Consider the following 19057-nt stretch of genomic DNA (forward strand, 5'->3'; position numbering starts at 1 on the left):
AATGGCAACCATAGTTGAGAAATTTTTTGATTCAAAAGATGCATTAACCGCAGAGCTATCTACAACACTTGAACAAAGGTTAGTCAGCGGTATTGAAGCTGATGGCCGTGCCGTACTGATGGTATCAGGTGGTTCATCACCCGCACCCGCTTATAAGCACTTATCTAATCTAGCATTAGATTGGGAAAAGATAGATGTTGCTATGGTTGATGAACGTTGGGTTGATGTAGCACATGAAAAAAGTAATGAAGCGTTTATTAAAAGCACGTTATTACAAAATCATGGTGCGGCAGCTAACTTCATTACTATGAAAAACAATGCCGAGACTGCCCAACAGGGTAGTGCAGAATGTGAAGCTGCGTACCAACAACTGAAACGTCCATTTGATGTGACTATATTAGGCATGGGACCGGATGGTCATACCGCTTCATTATTTCCACATGCGGGCGGTTTACAGCAAGGGCTTGAAACATCACAATTGGTATGTGCAATTAATGCTATAGAAAGTGAAGTAACAGGGAATATTACCGAACGTATGACGTTAACTTTAGCAGCGATTGCGCAGTCTAAAGTGGTTAAGTTACTGATCAGTGGAGAAGAAAAGCTTGCTGTATATAAAGCAGCAAAAGCCGGTGGAGATGTAAACGACATGCCACTACGTGCAGTTTTAAATCACCCAACAATAAATATTGAAGTTTATTGGGCTCCGTAACGACTTAATCGACCCAAACTTTAAAATGCAGGCTATAAAGCCTGCATTTCTTTCTCTTTTACCAACACGAAAATAAGCTCGAAATAACAAGCCCCATAAATTCTTTGAGTTAACTAAGTTATGTTTTATAGTGACAGCGCTATCATTGTAATGTGAAGAGATGCGTTTTTGTTCATCCAGCTAAAGTTATATTCTTATCAGCAAATAAGCGAAATGTCCTTTCTGTATAGAATAAGTGGAAGGTTTTTTACACTAAGACTTATCTAAAATAATAAAATTACCTCCTAAAAAAGTGCATGTGGTTTTCTGTTTTTGAACTTAACCATGCTATTTTCCCGCCGTAAAACTGTAACAATTTATAAACTCAATTTTTTAATGTATTAAGATTCAATTGGTTAGTATTTTTATAGCTATTTTTTTGCACAAAATGGCTAAAAAGATGTAGCAAATATGTAATTTAGAGTGTATGGTTTGTTACTAGATGACAACGCTGTCATCATCACTGGGCAGAAGTGATAAATAAAACCAACAAAATGATTCAAGGGGAATTCTGTGTTAGCTAAAAATTTTAAAAAAAGCTTATTAGCAGTAAATATCGGTCTTGTAATGAGTGCCGGATTCGCTGGTGCTGCTTATGCAGCTGATGAAACAAAAGTTCAAGAAGACGTTGAAGTAATCGAAGTACGCGGTATTCGCGCTTCAGCTAAAGCTGATATTAACAATAAGCGTTTTGCAAATGCTGTTGTCGACTCCATTACTGCAGAAGATATTGGTAAATTCCCAGATAAAAACGTTGCTGAATCACTTTCACGTATTACAGGTGTTGGTGTTAGCCGTGAGTTTGGTGAAGGTGAAAAAATTACTGTTCGTGGTTCTGATCCGACTAAAAACCGTACTTTATTGAATGGTCAAAACGTAGGTACAGCTGATTGGTTTATACTTGATAATCCATCACGTAGTTTTAACTTCACTATGCTACCTTCTTCACTAGTAAGTAGCCTTGAAGTATACAAATCACCAGAAGCTCGTTTAGATGAAGGTTCAATTGGTGGTACTGTTATTTTAAGAACGCGTAAACCACTCGATTTAGATTCTGGCACGACTCATATCACGTTACAGAGTCAGTATTCAGAATCATCAGAAGAACATGATCCATTAGTTGAAGGTTTTTATTCTTGGAAAAACGAAGACGAAAAGTTTGGTATTTTGATCTCAGGTTCAAAATCTGACCGTACAGTTCGTCGTGAAGGTTTTGAAGTACTAGGTTGGGATGCAAATTCAGCTGACGGTACTTACGCGCCGCGTACTATGGGCGTTCCTGTTTTCCGTCAAGATCGTGAAAGAACAACTTTCTTCAGTTCAATTCAGTTCGCACCTTCTGATGATTTTAGTGCAACATTAAACATCTTAGATTCGAAAATGGATGTTAATAACACTAACTCTAATTTCTTACTAATGAATCCTGGCGCAGGAGCTGATTTAACATACGTAGGCAGTAATGCAGTTAAAGGCACTGGTGGTACCGATGTTCGTTGGAATCACATCAACCGTATTTCAAAAACAGATACAAACTCAATTCACTTAGATGTTGATTTTGCAACTGATTCTTTCTCTATGAATGTTGAGTTAGGTACTACTGCAGCTGAAGGGGGTACTTTAAATGAAACATCGTGGGAATATGGTGGACAAGGTGACTATAACTTCGATTTAACAGGCTCTACACCTACAGTAAATGCTGGGGTTGATGGTACTGATCCTTCTAAATTTAATGGTGGTTGGATTTGGGGTGGTAATAAACCAACAACTGATGATGAGTCATATGGGCAAGTTGACTTTGATGTACCTGTAGAATTAGGTGCATTCACAGCTGTTAAATTTGGTGTGAAATATCGCGATCAAAAACGTACACAAGACAGAAATGCATATAGCTGGCATTGGGGTGTTGCAACGGATGGTACAAGCCCTAATTACATGACTCAGATCTTGTCTTCGCAATGTAAGACCTTAGCGAAGTGTGATCTTGCTGTCGGTAGTGATAGCGTAGGTGCGGATGTTGTTAATGGTGATATTACGCAACAATTAACGCATAACAGCGCTCAAATGATAGAACTTGGTTTAGGTCCAAATGCCTCTTATGCTGTACATAAAAACTTAGGTGAGATCTTTGAAGTAGTTGAAAAGAAAACATCTTATTATGTACAAGGTGATTTTTCTGGCGATGATTACCGCGGTAATATTGGTATTCGTGTAGCTAGAACAGATCAAGACTCTTCAGGTTACTTATTCTCTTCTGATTCAGAGGGTCTATTAACAGTTAAAAATCCAGGTGAAAATGCAAATTCAACACCAACAACACTTGAATGGGTTACTGAATCTCGCAGCTATACAGAGATTTTACCTAATTTTAACTTGTCATATGACTTAGCAGAAGACCAAATTGTCCGCCTTTCTGCAGCTAGAACAATGGCTCGTCCTAACTTCTTTGATATATCGCCAATTACAGCGCCTGGTGATTTAGGAGAAACGAACCCTACAGCACAAGCCGGTAACCCTAACCTAGCTCCACAAATAGCAAACCAGTTTGATGCCGCTTGGGAATACTATTTTGATGATGCGTCATTATTCGCTGTAACGTTATTCTATAAAGATATTGAAAGTTATCAAACTACAGCTACATCTACGCAAGATTTTTATGATCAGCAAAATTCTAGCTGGGTTACAGCAACAGTTTCTCGTCCTGCAAATGGTGAAGGTGGTACTACAACTGGTTTAGAAGCATCACTTCAGTATGATTTAGGTAATGGTTTTGGTGTGTCTGCTAACTATACATACACAGATGCAAATAATGATGGCGAACGTGATGTAGCAAACCCTGGTTCAGGTTTAGTTATGGGCGCATCAGAAAATATGTTAAACGCTTCTGCATTTTATGAAAATGATATGTTTTCTGTTCGTGCAATGTATAACTATCGTACTAAATGGTACAAAGGACTTCATTCATCAGGTACAGAATTGTGGAATGATGACTACGGTCAGTTAGATTTTAGTACTACTTATAATGTAACTGAAAATATTTCGGTTGTATTAGAAGCTATAAACTTAACTGATGAAAAAGTTGTTGAGTTCAACACTAGTGAAGATCGTGTACTATCAATTTATGAAAATGGTCGCCGATTTGTTCTTGGTGCTAACTTTCGCTTCTAAGATTCAACTCATATAAAAAATGCCGCAATTTAGCGGCATTTTTTTGCCCAACTTACAAAATCAATGTGATATTAAAAAATTTATCAGCATAGTGAATTAAATAAGTTGGCGGTTTAATGTGTTATTAATAAATTAGTGGTTATTGCTTTTTATTCTTGAGGTTAGTGCTTCATATGCCAGTTTAATTTTGTTTTTATTACCACTTAATATTCCATCATAACTTTTAGTTTTTTTATTGAAGGGGTCTGATTTATTGAAAACATAATAATCAAAAATTTTTTGCCATGATTTTCTCTGATGCTCAGGTAAATGTCTAATTGTTAAAATGCTATGTAATAAACTATCGGAAGCATTGTTGTTTATACTCTGGGTTGTGGTTTCATTTTTCCACCAATAATTAATTAATATATTTATTTTTTCAGTTGCTTTTACATTATGCCACCACAGCGGTGGAATAAATAAAGCTTCTCCTTCATTTAGTGATGCCTTTAATACTTGAGCTTTTACATTAGAGAACTTTGGAAACTTAGTAAGGTCAGGTTGCGAAAAATCGACTTGACTAACAGCGGGACCCGCTATGGAAAAATCCAGTGGTGCAACATATAAATTTGAAATAGCTTCGGCAGGTAGTAGATAAAAAGTTCTTTTTCCGCAAAGGTTAAAAGCAATATTATGCTCACAGTCATAGTGTCCTGGTACTGTAGTAGAGTTGCCTATCCAAATTCTAGGATCAACATTATCTAAAAAGTCAGGGGAAGGGTTATTTTTCAAGAATGAAGTTAAGCAATCTTTTATTAAGGCACTTTGTACTGCGATGACATCGGTATTGTTTGACTTTAAATTAAGAATAAGCTTTTTAAGTACCGAAGGAAAAGGAGCATCGTATTTCTTAAAAGTATATGACTCAAAAGTATCATCTGAAAAACCAATTAATCCATTGTGTTTTTCATCAATAACTAAAGTGTTAACAAGCTCTGGTTTCGCTTGGCTTATTAAGTGGCGTAATATTTTTTCTTCAGAGCGTTTCGCAATATTTAAAGCTGGCCAATTGTTAAATAAGTTGGTTAAGATTATTGGTGTGTTTTTGCTTTCAAGATAATGCTTTAAATTATCAATTTCTTTCGCGTCGATTCGTTGTATGTTCATGCTTTAACTTACCTTAAATACATGTTACTTTTAATAAAATAATAACATATAGATGAGTGATTTATGTCAGATAATTATGAAATATTCAGCTTGGAAAAACATAAAAAGTATTCTGTTCAAATTAGTGGTAAATATTCATACGCTAGCCACCTACATATGGTAAGCATTGTACCTAGTGAAATTGCAAAAGTAGCTTTAAACTTCCCAATTTCTTTCATTAAGTCAAAAAATGAAGGTTATCATATGGTCGCTATTTTAGGTTTGCAAGCTGGCTCGAATGTGTTTATCGATGATGATCATTTTGATACGGTTTATGTTCCACAGAATATATCTAAATACCCTTTTTCGTTAGCAAAAAATGCTGAAGGGGACATCGTAATTGCGATTAATTCAGATGAGTTAAATGATCTAGGTGAAGGGGTTGCTTTAGTTGCTGATGATGGACAACCATCTGCCTATATGCTTGAGAAGAAAAAGCAATTAAAACACTTAGCTGAGCAAGAAGTGATTGGCAATCAGTTTATCGAAAAGCTAAGTGAGTTAGGTTTGCTTGTCGAGCAAAACTTCAAGTTTGATTTAGGTGATGGTGATAAAAAGCAAATCTCAGGTTTATTTTCTGTGGATCGTGACTTATTAAACACATTAAGTGATGAAGAATTACTTGAATTACAGAAAAGTGGAATGCTTGAGGCTATTTATTCTCAGTTAATTTCTTTAGGTCAATTTCAGCGACTTATCGACAAATCTAGAATAGGATAAATGCATTAAACTGCTATACGTAAGTTTTGGGCTGAGGATGAACAACCGATGATTGACAGCAGTTCATTTTAAAAAAGTCCAACGTACAAATTGCAACAAACATTTCACTTCCATTTTTGTAGCAAAACCTTTAGCCTTAAGGTACTAACAGCAAAAATATAAACTTATTAATAACGGAGCAGTAACATGGCGGAGCAACAAGTACAGCCTTTACACAACGAAAAACATGCCAACACTAAAATTCAAAACGGCATCAATGTAGAATTTTTAAAAACTCAGCATCTAGTGCCTGTCGTTGCACATGAGTTCGCGCGTGTAGCAAATGAGTTTCCAATGTCTTTCGTAAAAAATAACGAGACTGGTCAATTTCAAGCTGTAGCTATGTTTGGTTTAGAGCCTGGCGAAAACCTTTTTGTACAAGATGGTAAGTGGACTGCAGCGTTTGCTCCTATGGCAACAACACGCTACCCACTAGGTCTAGTTAAACACCCACAAGAAGATCAATACGGTATTGTGATTGACGAAGCAAGCCCATTAGTGGGTGAAACTGAAGGTAATGCATTATTTGAAAACGGTGAAGAGACAGATTACTTAAAACGTCGTAAAGAAGCACTAGTATCATTTATTGAGTTTTCTCATGTAACTGAAGCATTCACAAAATATCTTGCTGATAAAGAGCTTTTAGTAGCGCAAACATTAACAGTTGATATTAAAGGCGAGAAAAAAGACATCAATGGTATTTACCTTATTGATGAGAAAAAGCTTAACGAGTTAAGCGACGAAGACTTTTTAGAGCTTCGTAAGCGTGGTTATTTAGCGCCTATTTTCTCTTTCTTAACGTCTACGCATCAAGTAGCACGTTTAGCTCGTTTGAAAGCGCAACAAGCGTAATTTAAACAAAATATTAAAAAGCGCCTTTGGGCGCTTTTTTTATGTCTTTTATCTGGTTAGGGTTGTAATTTGGCGCCAATTTATTCAGATTGGTTATACTTATTTCCAACACAAGCTACCTGTATGAACAAGTCACTTTTTAGCGCTTTAGTTAGTGCGTGCTGTATAACGTTAAGCCCATTAGCCATAAGCGCTAGTGCACCTTTCGCGATTGCTATTCACGGTGGGGCGGGCACGATTGAAAAAAGCCGTTTTACTCCAGAGCAACAACAAGCTTATCGCTCTAAACTCAAAGAGGCGGTCGAAACTGGCTATAAAGTACTTGAGCAAGGTGGCGAAAGCCTTGATGCAGTAACGGCTGCAATCAATGTATTAGAAAACTCGCCATACTTTAATGCCGGTCGAGGTGCGGTATATACCTATGACGGCAGCCATGAATTAGATGCGTCAATTATGGATGGTCGTGATCGTCAAGCGGGCGCTGTTGCGGGTGTTAAACATATTGAAAATCCGATTAATTTAGCGCGCCTGGTGATGGAAGAATCGGTTCATGTGATGCTCAGTGGTCAAGGTGCTGAAGAGTTTGCCAAAGAGCAGGGCGTTCCATTGGTCGAAAATAACTTATTCGATACGGATAACCGCTATAAAGCGTTATTAAAAGCAAAAGAAAAACTAGATAAAGCCAAAGCTACCAGTAAAGAGTATCAAGCTGCGCATCGGGCGTTACCCGTCAATTATAAAATGGGCACTGTGGGTGCTGTTGCACTTGATAAAAACGGTAACTTGGCGGCAGGTACTTCAACGGGCGGGATGACTGCAAAGCGTTTTGGTCGCATTGGTGATGCCCCTGTAATTGGTGCTGGTACATTTGCTGAAAATGCGTCATGTGCGGTATCTGCCACTGGCCACGGCGAGTATTTCATTCGCTATAATGTTGCGGCTGATATTTGTGCACGAGTTAAATATCAAAGTAAGACTATTGCACAAGCAGGTGATGAAGTGATTAATAGTGTGCTAAAGCCGATTGGTGGTACTGGAGGAGTGATCATCGTTGATAGCAAAGGTAATATAAGTTTACCGTTTAATACCAGTGGTATGTATCGGGCCAGCAAATCAAATACGCAAGCGACCTATGTGGCAATTTTTAAAGACGAATAATGAGGTTATGTCGATGTTCTACAGCCAGTAAGCTATGCTGGCTGTGTATTAGTAGTGAGGCGTTTTTTTTCATAATCGCTTTTGATTATCTCAAGTGCTTTGAGCACATCATCAGCTGCAACTTCATGTTGTTCAAGCAGCATAATTAAGTCAACGGCTAATTTTACGTGTGTAGGTGCTTTGGTTAACTCTTTACTCATGCTCGACCTTTTTTTTCGCTATTTGACTGATTGCAACATCAATAGCTGTATTTACTCGTTCTTCCATATGAATTCGTTCGGCCTGTGGTAAGTAAAACTCCATATCTACGTCATAGCGAATGTAACGAGCGGGTAGTTGGTTTAGTACTGTACAGCAAAAATCAGCCATTACGTCTTCACTATAGTGCTTTTCAAGTTGTCGTTTAATGATTTCTTCAATCATAACTTTTTCATAGTAGTTGTGTAGATCGTCATGTAATCGCACTGTGTTATTACCTTAGTGGTATTGAGCTGTTTTTAGTTTATACCAAGTGTGGGTATAAATCGACAATCGCTTGAAAAAGCAGTTTATGAACCTCAACTAATTTTTGTATATTTCGCTGATATCCGCCGAAGGAGCTTACCACCCGCTGCATTTTTATGCCGTATTTAACGGCTTGAATACTTGCCGCTATAAAAAAGAGTACTCCACCTGTTGATTTGAACGTGTGAAACTTATGTTCAGTAATCGCGCGTTTAAGTTACTTATACTGAACAATTGGAAAGCGATGGTATGCAGGTAATTCAAGTACAGAGTTTAGTGGATGATAAAAAACAGTCATGGCTAGCGTAATTGTTGTCTTTCAACTATTTGAATTTTTTCTTCGGTGGCAGATATTGCCTTACGGCAGCGACCTAGGCGGCCATGAAGAGTAAGGATCTCTAAGTTTATGGCTTTTGCTTTAACGGGGCCCACGTTTTGCATTCTTAGCTTACATTCTTCAACCATTAGCACTAAGCGACGCTCGAACTCATGATTTTGTTTGAGTTCGTCATATAGCTCATGGGCGGGTTGCATAATTTGTTTTACAGCTTGTTGGTAAGGTGCCGATTTATTATAGGTTTTACTACGGGGTTTGTAAGTGCTTTTGTTTTCTTTTTCCCAAATAGGGGTTGATTTAATGACGTTAAATACGGCTTGCACCTGATTACCGATACGCTCTAAAGCATAATTATGAGCATGGCGACGCTCCAGTGGTGGAAGACTATTAACTTCATCTTCAATTTCTAACACATAATCAACTAATTTCATGCTTTTAGTAGTAAACACACCACGGTCAAATAAACTGGGTTGTGCCTGCATATAACGGTTTTTAGCAAATAACTTGGCTTTATCAAATTGCTCAGCATGCTGCTTTAAGGTTGCAACTTGTTGGCAAAGCTTATCAAAAGAAGCTGTTCGCATTTTATAAATAAGCCTCGTAAATTAGTTTTAACGCTAAAATTATCACCACAGTATTAAAAACAGGACGAATAAACTTACTGCCAAACCGAATTGCTGAATGAGCTCCAAGCCAGGCTCCAAACATCAAAAAGAAGCCCATTGTGATGCCGAGTAAAAAGTTAACATGACCAAGCGCTACAAAAGTAATCAGTGAGACAAAATTTGACACAAAATTCATTGAACGGGCTAAACCACAGTTTAGCAGTAAACTCATTTTATACAGTAAGCTATTTGATGCAGTCCAAAAAGTGCCGGTGCCTGGGCCCGCTAAGCCATCAAAAAAGCCTAAGCCTAAACCTTGCAACCATTGTTTTATTTTAGTTGCTTTATTCAATGGTGGAAGGTTGTCGTGCTCTACCGTGCTTAAATTGCCAAACAAACTATAACAAGCGACTAGAATAATCACGATGGGTAATAGCTTGTTTAAAAATCCGATACTAAGGTAGTCAACAATAAGTGTACCTATTAACGCGCCAATGGCGGTTGCGATTATTGAAGCGGCCCAGAATTGAGGATTAAATAGTTGCTTACGAAAGTAAGTCACACTTGCAGTGAGAGAGCCAAAGCTTGCGGCTAATTTGTTAGTACCAAGTGTTAAATGGGGGGGTAATCCTGCAGTTAAAAGTGCTGGCACGGTTAACATGCCACCTCCGCCGGCTATTGCGTCTATAAAGCCTGCGGCAAGTGCCACTGCGCAAAGAAGTGCCCAAGTTGTTGGGTCTAGTGCAAGTTCAAACATTAATAATCTATTTGTCTTTTAAAGGGTGGTAATGTGTCAAGCATGGCTTTGCCATATCGCTTGGTCACTAAACGGCGATCTAGGATGGTAATGCGTCCTAGATCGTTCTCTTTACGCAGCAGTCTACCACAGCTTTGCACTAATTTCTTAGCCGCATCAGGCACTGTGATAGATAAAAATGGATTGCCGCCTTTACTTTGCACAAATTCAGCTTGCGCTTCTTCAATCGGCGATGTGGGCACCGCAAATGGAATTTTAGTGATCACTAAATTCTCAAGGTATTTACCCGGTAAGTCGAGTCCTTCGGATAAGCTTTGTGTGCCAAATAAAATACTGCCTTTGCCCGCATCTATATTCTTTGTATGGTGTTTTAACAGTGCTTCACGCGACATTTCACCTTGAACTAAAATGTTGAGGTTTTGAGTGCGCAAGGCTTTTACTACATGTTCCATTTGCCAATAAGAGGCAAATAACACTAAGTTGGCTTGCTGATTATTTAAGTGATCAGGTAATACTTTGGCTAAATGGTCGCTAAACTCTTTATCTGTGGGCTCGATGTGTGATGTTGGTATGTGTAATGTGGCTTGATTAGGATAATCAAACGGAGAAGGTACTTTTAAGTATTTTACACCTTCTTCTTTAGTAAGACCGCTTTCGTAAGCAAAATGATCGAATGAACCAAGTGCAGTCAGGGTCGCTGAGCATAAAACAGCGCCGGCGCATTGACGCCATAATTTATCTTTTAAATAGTAGCCAACTTCAATGGGGCAGTCGCTTAATAAATGATCGTGATGGTTTTTGTACTCTAAGCGCTTTATCCAACGGGCATGCGGCGTGCCTTCGCCTTTAGTGGCGTAGCTATACCATAATTTATTGAGTTGTTCTAAACGATTAATATAATGGCCGCTTTCGCCTAAAATAGGATCGGCAACATAGGGTTTAATATCACCATCACTGACATCTTGTACTAAGGTATCGTGCATTTTATTTAAGCAGCGCAGGGCATCGAGGGTGGCCTCGCTGATATCTTTGGCTTTAGTGTGTAACGATTCAGGTATTTCGCCATGTTCGAATCGGTATGTATCGTCTTTTGAATAGTTAAAATCGGCATTATCCAAAATATCGCGAACAACTTTTAAGTCTTTATTGGCATCATTAATACTGTCACAGAGCTTAAAATTTTGCCCAATGGCTTTTTGACCTACTAATACTTTGGCCATTTTACCACTGAACTTGGTGAGTTTATCAAGCCAATCAATGGTGCCTTTAATCGTCGCTGCGGCAGATGAAAAGTCACGCGTAATATGAGCAAGATGATGAGCTTCATCAATAACGTAAATACTATTATCTGGCTCGGGCAAAATTTTCCCGCCACCTAAATCAAGATCAGCTAATAATAATGAATGGTTAATCACTAATACATCCATTTGCATTAAACGTTGGCGGGCAAGTTGAAAAGGGCAGGTTTGATGTGCTTTCATTTGTCGTTGACAAGCATGTTTATCGCAAGCAATTAATCCCCACACGCGATCAGGAATAGTATCTGCCCAGCTGTCTCGATCGCCTTGCCACTTTTTATTGGTGTAAGCATCGTAGAGTTGCTGCAAACATTTAGTTTCCATCGCACTCAGTGGCGAGGAAAGCGTAGGCATAAAGTCCATTTGCGTTTGATTATCACCGTTGACTGCATTATGTAGTTTGTGAGCACATAAGTAGCGCTGGCGGCCTTTGACTAAATCAAACTTGAAATCAAGGCCTGAATGTTTTTTAAAAAAGGGTAGTTCTTTACTTATTAATTGCTCTTGAAGAGCTACTGTTGCAGTAGAAATAATTAACTTCTTTTTTTGTGCAAGCGCCAGCGGTAATGCACCTAAACAATAAGCCAGCGATTTACCCGTACCAGTTCCTGCTTCAATAACGCAGATCCGTTGTTTTTTGTGGTACTCGCCCGCCAGTGTTTTTGCAATTTCGGCTACTAAGTAATTTTGGCTACTACGAGGGCGATAATCACTAAGGTTATCGGCCACATGCTTGTGAATTTTTCTTATCGTCGTTTTTAATGCATCAGAAAGCATGGGTGAATAACCTAAAGTATGTATATAATTACAGTGCTGTATATTAATTGGGATCGAACGTTGACACAAGCAATCTATCAAGGCTTTATACTTTCTAGGCAACAATATGCTGCTGATAAGTATAGTCGCCATAGTGGGATCACACTGTGCTATTGGCTAAGCTCTGATCATGGTCCGATAAAAGTGTTAGTGCCAAATCAACAAGCGGTATTTTTTATTTTAATAAAACAACGTGCTTTAGCTGCTCAGTTGTTATCCAAGCACAATATAAATGTCGAATTTAAAGACGTTGCGATTAAACACTTTAGTGGCGAACAATGCATCGCTTGCTATTTTTCAAGCTCACAAGCGTTATATCAAGCAAGACAGCTTTTAGAAAACCAACCCCTAGAAAACCAGATCACAGTATATGAAGGTGATGTACGCCACAGCGATCGCTTTTTGATGGAGCGTTTCATTCGAGGTGGGGTGTGGGTAACAGGCGACGTTACTCAACAAGCTGGCTTTATCCAAATCGACAATGCCCAGCTAAAAGCAGCTGATTATTATACCCCACAGTTTAAAACGCTGTCACTGGATATTGAATGCAGTGGTGAAGGTGTATTGTTTTCAGTTGGTTTAGTAGGTGAGGGGGTTGATTGCGTTATTATGGTTGGCGAGCCACAACACAGTGAACAGACTATTTATTGGTGCCATGACGAAATCGGTTTATTAAATCAGTTACAAACCTTGCTACAGTACGTCGATCCAGACATTATTATTGGTTGGAACGTCATTGAATTTGATTTTAATGTACTGAATCGACGCGCGGATGCCCTTGGCGTTAAATTATTGTTTGGCCGAGGTAATGGACAACTACAGCTCAGAGATGGGCATTTTACCCGCTTAACCCTGCCCGGTCGCTGCGTTATAGATGGTATTGATACTTTAAAAAATGCCACTTATCATTTTGATAGTTTCTCATTGGCTAATGTAAGCCACAAAATACTGGGTGAAAAAAAATTAATTCAAAGCGATAACCGCCTCAGTGAAATTATTCGTCAATACAATGAAGATAAACTCTCACTCGCAGCCTATAACCGACAAGACTGCGTGCTCGTTAATCGTATCTTTGCAAAGTTAAAGCTTATTGAATTTTCCATTGTACGTACGCAACTAACAGGGCTTGAATTGGAGCGAATGGGCGGCTCTGTCGCTGCGTTTACTAACTTATATTTACCGTTATTGCATCGAAGCGGTTATGTTGCACCGAATCTAGGCGATCATGGCTTATCGTTTGAAAGCCCTGGCGGTTTTGTGATGGAGTCAATTCCTGGGCTATATAAAAATGTTATTGTGTTGGATTTTAAAAGCTTGTATCCATCGATTATGCAAACGTTTTGTATTGATCCGCTTGGGTTAATTCGCGGCTTAGAGGATCCTAATAACGCGATTGCAGGTTTTAAAGACGCTTTTTTTTCTCGCACTGAACATCACCTTCCTAATTTAATAAAAAAGTTAGCCTCATCACGGCAACACGCAAAAAATACTGCTCAGCCCATGCTGTCGCAAGCTATAAAAATCATCATGAACAGTTTATACGGCGTGTTAGGCTCAAAGGGGTGTCGTTTTTACGATCCACGCTTATCAAGCTCTATTACTTTGCGTGGTCATGAAATAATGCAAACCAGCAGATTGTGGATCGAAGAGCTTGGTTATACTGTTATTTATGGTGATACCGATTCAACATTTGTGAGCCTACCAGATGAACTTGATTCAGATAACTGCAAAGAAATTGGCAAGCAATTAGCTAATACTATTAATGAAAAATGGCAGCAAACAATAAAACAGCGCTTTGCGACACAAAGTTATTTAGAAATAGAATTCGAAACACTTTATAGCCCATTTTTTATGCCGACTATCCGTGGAAAAACCACCGGTTCAAAAAAACGTTATGTTGGCCAGGTACAAGAGGATGATAAAAAAGAATTAATTTTCAAAGGGATGGAAACCGTACGAAGTGACTGGACAGAATTAGCGCATGAGTTTCAAACCGAACTATTTGAAACTTTATTCAGCGACAGTTTTACTGTTGAAATGTTAACACCGATTATTGAAAGTTACATTACGCGTTTGTATGCTGGGGAATTTGATGACAAACTCGTATACAGAAAAAAACTCGGCCAACACTTGGCTGATTACCAAAAAAATATCCCTCCTCAAGTCCAAGCTGTCAAAAAATACCAAGCAACTCACCCTGAATTTGTTATTAATAAAGGCCAAATTGTTGAATATGTGTACACCCATATTGGTGCAGAGCTCTATGCAAACGTGCAGCAAACCCAGACAAGTCAAAAATATGACTATGCAATTTATGTCGAAAAACAGCTCAAACCAATCGCACAAATGATCCTGCTTCCCTTGAATAAAGATTTCAATTCGCCCAATAAAGCACAATTACAACTTATTTAAATAGTTCCAAATATCGGTGTTATTAAATTATTGTTGCTAAAAAGTGTATTTTCGAATGCGCATCAATTTTATTGTTGCAATTATAGTTGATTTTGTACCGATATCCTGTATTAACTTGGTTTTTATGCCATATACATTAAATTAATGTGAACAAATATTTGCATATTAGTTTTTTTTGGTTAGTATTGTGGTGCTTTCGCAGCATAAGCGTTGCGATTGTTTATAAAAATCAAATAAAAACCCACAACATAGTGGTCCAGGGAGAATCAAATGTTAAATTATAAAGTTTCAAAAGCTGTTCGCTTAGCGATCGCTTTTGGTGCAGCATCAACAGCTGCGTTTTCAGCAAGTACAATTGCTGCAGAAAAAGCCGCTGAAACAGTAGAGCGAATCGAAGTTACAGGTTCTGCGATTAAAAGAACTGATATGGAGGGGGCCCTGCCGGTTCAAGTAATTAGCCGCGCAGATATAGAAAAAACTGGTGTTACGAATGTACCAGACTTGATTCAACAAATTCCTGCAATGCAAGGCTTCACTACATCATCAGATTCAGTTGGAGGAGGTGGTGGTGGTATTTCATCTGCTTCAATTCATGATATTGGTGAACAGTATACGCTTGTTTTATTGAATGGTCGTAGACTTGCTCCTGCAGATTCTGCGGGGACAATCGATCTTAATTCAATACCTTTTTCAGCAATTGAACGGATTGAAATATTAACTGATGGTGCTTCTGCATTATACGGCTCAGATGCCATTGCTGGTGTATTAAACTTTATTTTGAAAAGTAGTGTTGATGAAACGCATGTATCAGCTCGCTATGACAAGCCACAGGAAGATGGTGGTAATAACTGGAGCTTAAGCCTAACAACAGGTTTTGGTGATTTAGACAGAGATGGATATAGCTTCGTTTTTTCGGCAAGTCATGAAGAACAAGAACAGCTTGCAGCTCTTGATCGTGATTTTGCTAAAACAGGTATTTTGTCTTTTGAAGACCAAGGTCGCGATTTATATTTTTTTAATGGTTCAGGGAATGCTATTCCAGGTAATGCGCGTATTCGATATACTGATGATAAGACTGGTGAGCAGGTTCGTGCCGCATTCAACCCTTATGCTAATAAAAACGGTAGTTGTGCAGAATTTAACTCAGCAATTAATGATGAATGTTGGTTTGACTACACTACTACGATTGAGATAATCCCTGAAAATGAGCGAACTAACTTCATGGTAAACGGTGAAGTGTCGCTTTCAGATGATATTGTTGGTTTTGTTACTGCTGCATATACAAATAACAAAATGACTGCTCGTATAGCACCATACCCTACAGGTTATTTTAATTTGCCGTCAGATTCTTCACTAGTAGAAAATGAAATACAGCCTTATTTACCAGAGGGCCTATCAGCAGCTGAAATCGCCTCTATTGACCAATATCAGGCACGTTGGCGCGCGCTTCCTGCCGGTAATCGCACTACGGAATATGACACAGACTCTACACATTTAGTTGTTGGTGTACGCGGTTTTACATCAAATATTGATTGGGAAGGTGCTCTAACCTATTCTAAGAACAAACGCGATCAAAACTATCCTACGGGCTGGTTACTTGCCGAACCATTTATAAAGGCAGTTTCGAATGGTGATATTAATGTATTTGTAGCACCTTCGGAGTTAGACGATGGCAGTAAGCAAGCCTTATCAAAAGTTGTATATAGCGGAAATTGGGAAACAACCGAAGTAACCATGACTGGCGTAGATCTGAAAGGTTCAATGCCAGTTTTTGATCTTCCAGATGGTTCCGCCTATCTTGCTGTAGGTGGTGATTACCGTAATTATGAATATAACAATTCAATCTCTGAAACAAATGCAAACGAGGAAATTCTATTCCTATCAAGTGGTACTAATTATGATTTAGAACGAAGTCAGTATGGTATTTTTGCAGAATTAGTAATGCCAGTTATTGAAAATGTTGAATTAAACGCATCAGTTCGTTATGACGACATTGATTCTGTAAAAGATAATATTGCAGGCGCAAATGTTGATAATGGTGATAGCGATACAACTTATAAGTTTAGTGCTCGTTGGCAAGCTACTGAAGATCTATTACTTCGAGGATCTATAGGAACTGGTTTTAAAGCTCCTTCATTGCTTTCAATCGCTCGTCCTCGCGTTCCGTTTGGCGTAACTGGTGGAAATTATGAATGTCCTTTCCCTGATAGTGATCCGTTAGCTGCATTTTGTTTTAGTGGACGTTCTCAATACGGTGTATTTGTTCAAGGTAACCCTGACGTGAAGTTTGAAACTTCAGAGCAGTACACAATTGGTTTTGTATACGCTCCTTCAAATGAATTTAGTATTCAAATGGATTATTGGCAAGTTGAGTTGGAAGATTTAATAACAAGCTTAACTGAAGCCCAAATCTTTGATGGAGCGGCTCAATATCGAAACTTATTTACTACTCGTCCTAACTTAGCAACTGGTGAAGATGAGCTTGCTATAATTCAGTCATCAGTAAATGTCGGTAAATCCGTAACATCAGGTATTGATTGGCACGTTGGTCTAACAAATGATCTTTCATTTGGTACACTTCGCACTAGTTGGACGGGTACGTATTTAATCGAAAATGAGTACACTCGCCCAGGTACTAATGATGATTGGATCACGAGTTTAGGACAATTTGGTGATAATGATGCGGTTTCTTTTCGTATTAAATCGCAAATCAGTTCTACGCTAACTCATAGCGATTTTGCTCATACAGTTAGAGCGAGTTACCAGTCTGGTTATCAAGATCAATTACAATCTGCCGACACATGCTCTGTAACAGAGGTTGATGCTTTTGGTGATTGTGTTCAAATCCAATTGCGGGTGCCTTCGCATACAGTAATAGACTATCAAACAAAGTATGACTTTATGGATAATGCAAGCATTACATTTGGTATTAATAACCTGTTTGATAAACAACCTCCACTTTCATTACGAACAGGTGGAGCTGGTCATCAGGTTGGCTTTGACCCACGTTATTTTGATGCATATGGACGTACTTTCTACCTTCAAGCTGATTATAGTTTCTAATTATGCTTTTTTGATTTAATAGTAAAAAGCCTCGCTAAGCGAGGCTTTTTTACATATCTCAGCTTGATTAATTTCTTGAAAGTCCATTCTTATGTAGCAATTTATCATTTATTGAAGCAGCATTAGTGAATTTTTTTGCACTAGCTTTTGCATAAAATGTAAATACATGATTAATGGTCAATAAAAACAGTCGCTTAAGTTGTTTATTGACTGTGTTCTTTTGTTTTTAACTGTAAATCATCTGGTCTCAAAGTTAAATAAGTGTTGACCTTCGACTGTCCCTAATATTAGTATCGGTGTGCTCAATAGGGTACTTAGTGTCATTTATAGATACTTACCCACTCTATATGAGCTATTAAAACTAATAAAATCATATATAAATATGACCAGGGAGAATCAAATGATAAATAATAAAGTTTCAAAGGCAGTTCGTCTAGCGATCGCTTTTGGTGCCGCATCAACTGCGATACTTGCAAGCACGGTAGTATCGGCCGAAGAGAAAACTGAAGTCGAACGAATTCAAGTTACAGGTTCAAAGATCAAGCGTATAGCTGCAACCGCACCGACTCCTGTTGTTGTGATCAGTAGAGTAGAACTTGAAAATGCGGGCGTTAGTAATGTAAACGACTTCTTATCTGAAATGCCAGCTGCGGAAGTAGGTCTAAGTCCAGAAAACTCAAACAACTATATCTATGCTAACGGTCTAAATACAACTGACCTCCGTGGTTTGGGATCTAGCCGTACTCTGGTACTAGTGAATGGCCGTCGCTTTATTGGTGGTTCTGCTGGTGATAACACTGTGGATTTGAACAATATCGCGACTTCAATGATCGAACGTATTGAAATCTCTACAGGTGGTGCATCGGCGGTATACGGTGCTGATGCGGTCGCCGGTGTTGTTAACATCATAACTCGTACTTCTTTCGACGGCATTGAGATTGACGCTGCAACTACTCGTCCATTTGAGGGCGGTGGCGAACAAACATTTGCTTCACTTGTACTCGGTAAAGAGTTTGATGGCGGCGGTTTCATCTTTAACTATGATTTTGCTGATCAGAAACAAATGGCTAAGCGTGATAAATCATGGTGGTATGACAACCCTGTTTCTTCTGTACCCAACCCAAATAATACAAGTGGTAAAGATGGTATCCCTGCTAATATTCCTTATGAAGGCAAAAAGCACTTCGGCTTATATGATGAGTCGAGTGAGTTTGACTTGGGTGGCAAAAAGTGGACATTCGATGATAACCTAGCCCTTCGTCCTTATGATATCGGCAGTGGTTACCTACCAAGTGACCCAACCTCTTCAGTCTACAAGTACTACGGAGATGAATTCAAAGATGGTATTGAAGAAGGTGATAATGAATTCTTCCGTACACCGCTAACGCGACATAC

The 19057-nt window shown here is 38.6% G+C and carries 14 protein-coding genes; 8 read left to right on the plus strand and 6 right to left on the minus strand.

Features of this window, described 5'->3' with window-relative positions; translation table 11 throughout:
* Window position 1 precedes the first annotated feature (1 nt).
* Both pgl and J7338_RS17485 read left to right on the plus strand, forming a co-directional pair.
* Window positions 2-712: a 6-phosphogluconolactonase gene (pgl, locus tag J7338_RS17480; protein WP_210798245.1), complete on the plus strand. Its 711-nt coding sequence runs from the start codon at window positions 2-4 to the stop codon at window positions 710-712.
* Between the two features lie 552 nt (window positions 713-1264).
* On the plus strand, window positions 1265-3916 hold the full coding sequence (locus J7338_RS17485) for a TonB-dependent receptor (protein ID WP_210798246.1): 2652 nt from the start codon (window positions 1265-1267) through the stop codon (window positions 3914-3916).
* A 132-nt stretch (window positions 3917-4048) separates the two neighbouring features.
* Here J7338_RS17485 and J7338_RS17490 read toward each other — a convergent pair whose 3' ends face one another.
* Window positions 4049-5062, minus strand: a complete 1014-nt coding sequence (locus J7338_RS17490) for a cupin-like domain-containing protein (RefSeq protein ID WP_210798247.1) — start codon at window positions 5060-5062, stop codon at window positions 4049-4051.
* A 63-nt stretch (window positions 5063-5125) separates the two neighbouring features.
* Here J7338_RS17490 and J7338_RS17495 point away from each other — a divergent pair, with 63 nt between their 5' ends.
* From J7338_RS17495 to J7338_RS17505, 3 genes are all read left to right on the plus strand, one after another.
* Window positions 5126-5821, plus strand: a complete 696-nt coding sequence (locus tag J7338_RS17495; protein WP_210798248.1) for a SapC family protein — start codon at window positions 5126-5128, stop codon at window positions 5819-5821.
* Window positions 5822-6007: 186 nt separating this feature from the next.
* Window positions 6008-6712 (plus strand): SapC family protein, encoded by a 705-nt coding sequence (locus J7338_RS17500; protein WP_210798249.1) that lies wholly within the window; start codon window positions 6008-6010, stop codon window positions 6710-6712.
* Window positions 6713-6835: 123 nt separating this feature from the next.
* Entirely contained in the window at window positions 6836-7870 is a 1035-nt protein-coding gene (locus tag J7338_RS17505; RefSeq protein ID WP_210798250.1) for an isoaspartyl peptidase/L-asparaginase family protein, read from the plus strand.
* Window positions 7871-7902: 32 nt separating this feature from the next.
* Here J7338_RS17505 and J7338_RS17510 read toward each other — a convergent pair whose 3' ends face one another.
* From J7338_RS17510 to dinG, 5 genes are all read right to left on the minus strand, one after another.
* Window positions 7903-8070 carry a YbaM family protein gene (locus tag J7338_RS17510; RefSeq protein WP_210798251.1) on the minus strand — a complete coding sequence of 56 codons (168 nt, stop codon included), beginning with the start codon at window positions 8068-8070 and terminating at the stop codon, window positions 7903-7905.
* Window positions 8063-8335, minus strand: coding sequence for a late competence development ComFB family protein (locus J7338_RS17515; RefSeq protein ID WP_210798252.1), 273 nt, complete (start codon window positions 8333-8335; stop codon window positions 8063-8065). The genes J7338_RS17510 and J7338_RS17515 overlap by 8 nt, the downstream gene beginning before the upstream one ends.
* A 339-nt stretch (window positions 8336-8674) precedes the next feature.
* Complete coding sequence (locus tag J7338_RS17520) at window positions 8675-9295, minus strand: primosomal replication protein (protein ID WP_210798253.1); 621 nt, start codon at window positions 9293-9295, stop codon at window positions 8675-8677.
* A gap of 1 nt (window position 9296) precedes the next feature.
* On the minus strand, window positions 9297-10073 hold the full coding sequence (locus J7338_RS17525; protein WP_210798254.1) for a sulfite exporter TauE/SafE family protein: 777 nt from the start codon (window positions 10071-10073) through the stop codon (window positions 9297-9299).
* On the minus strand, window positions 10073-12148 hold the full coding sequence (dinG, locus tag J7338_RS17530) for an ATP-dependent DNA helicase DinG (RefSeq protein WP_210798255.1): 2076 nt from the start codon (window positions 12146-12148) through the stop codon (window positions 10073-10075). The genes J7338_RS17525 and dinG overlap by 1 nt, the downstream gene beginning before the upstream one ends.
* Window positions 12149-12208: 60 nt before the next feature.
* Between dinG and J7338_RS17535 the strand changes: the two genes are divergently transcribed.
* From J7338_RS17535 to J7338_RS17545, 3 genes are all read left to right on the plus strand, one after another.
* Complete coding sequence (locus J7338_RS17535) at window positions 12209-14599, plus strand: DNA polymerase II (RefSeq protein WP_210798256.1); 2391 nt, start codon at window positions 12209-12211, stop codon at window positions 14597-14599.
* A 270-nt stretch (window positions 14600-14869) separates the two neighbouring features.
* Window positions 14870-17662 carry a TonB-dependent receptor gene (locus J7338_RS17540; protein ID WP_210798257.1) on the plus strand — a complete coding sequence of 931 codons (2793 nt, stop codon included), beginning with the start codon at window positions 14870-14872 and terminating at the stop codon, window positions 17660-17662.
* A 400-nt stretch (window positions 17663-18062) separates the two neighbouring features.
* Window positions 18063-19057 (plus strand): TonB-dependent receptor plug domain-containing protein (locus tag J7338_RS17545; RefSeq protein WP_210798258.1); only part of this gene is annotated, 995 nt, incomplete at its 3' end.

Source organism: Pseudoalteromonas ostreae, assembly GCF_018069805.1.
Lineage (GTDB): Bacteria > Pseudomonadota > Gammaproteobacteria > Enterobacterales > Alteromonadaceae > Pseudoalteromonas > Pseudoalteromonas ostreae.

Bases quoted from the DNA above. Each gene is read 5' to 3' on its own strand.
- pgl (WP_210798245.1), top strand. From the start codon at position 2: ATGGCAACCATAGTTGAGAAATTTTTTGATTCAAAAGATGCATTAACC.
- J7338_RS17490 (WP_210798247.1), bottom strand. From the start codon at position 5,062: ATGAACATACAACGAATCGACGCGAAAGAAATTGATAATTTAAAGCAT.
- J7338_RS17495 (WP_210798248.1), top strand. From the start codon at position 5,126: ATGTCAGATAATTATGAAATATTCAGCTTGGAAAAACATAAAAAGTAT.
- J7338_RS17500 (WP_210798249.1), top strand. From the start codon at position 6,008: ATGGCGGAGCAACAAGTACAGCCTTTACACAACGAAAAACATGCCAAC.
- J7338_RS17505 (WP_210798250.1), top strand. From the start codon at position 6,836: ATGAACAAGTCACTTTTTAGCGCTTTAGTTAGTGCGTGCTGTATAACG.
- J7338_RS17510 (WP_210798251.1), bottom strand. From the start codon at position 8,070: ATGAGTAAAGAGTTAACCAAAGCACCTACACACGTAAAATTAGCCGTT.
- J7338_RS17520 (WP_210798253.1), bottom strand. From the start codon at position 9,295: ATGCGAACAGCTTCTTTTGATAAGCTTTGCCAACAAGTTGCAACCTTA.
- J7338_RS17525 (WP_210798254.1), bottom strand. From the start codon at position 10,073: ATGTTTGAACTTGCACTAGACCCAACAACTTGGGCACTTCTTTGCGCA.
- dinG (WP_210798255.1), bottom strand. From the start codon at position 12,148: ATGCTTTCTGATGCATTAAAAACGACGATAAGAAAAATTCACAAGCAT.
- J7338_RS17540 (WP_210798257.1), top strand. From the start codon at position 14,870: ATGTTAAATTATAAAGTTTCAAAAGCTGTTCGCTTAGCGATCGCTTTT.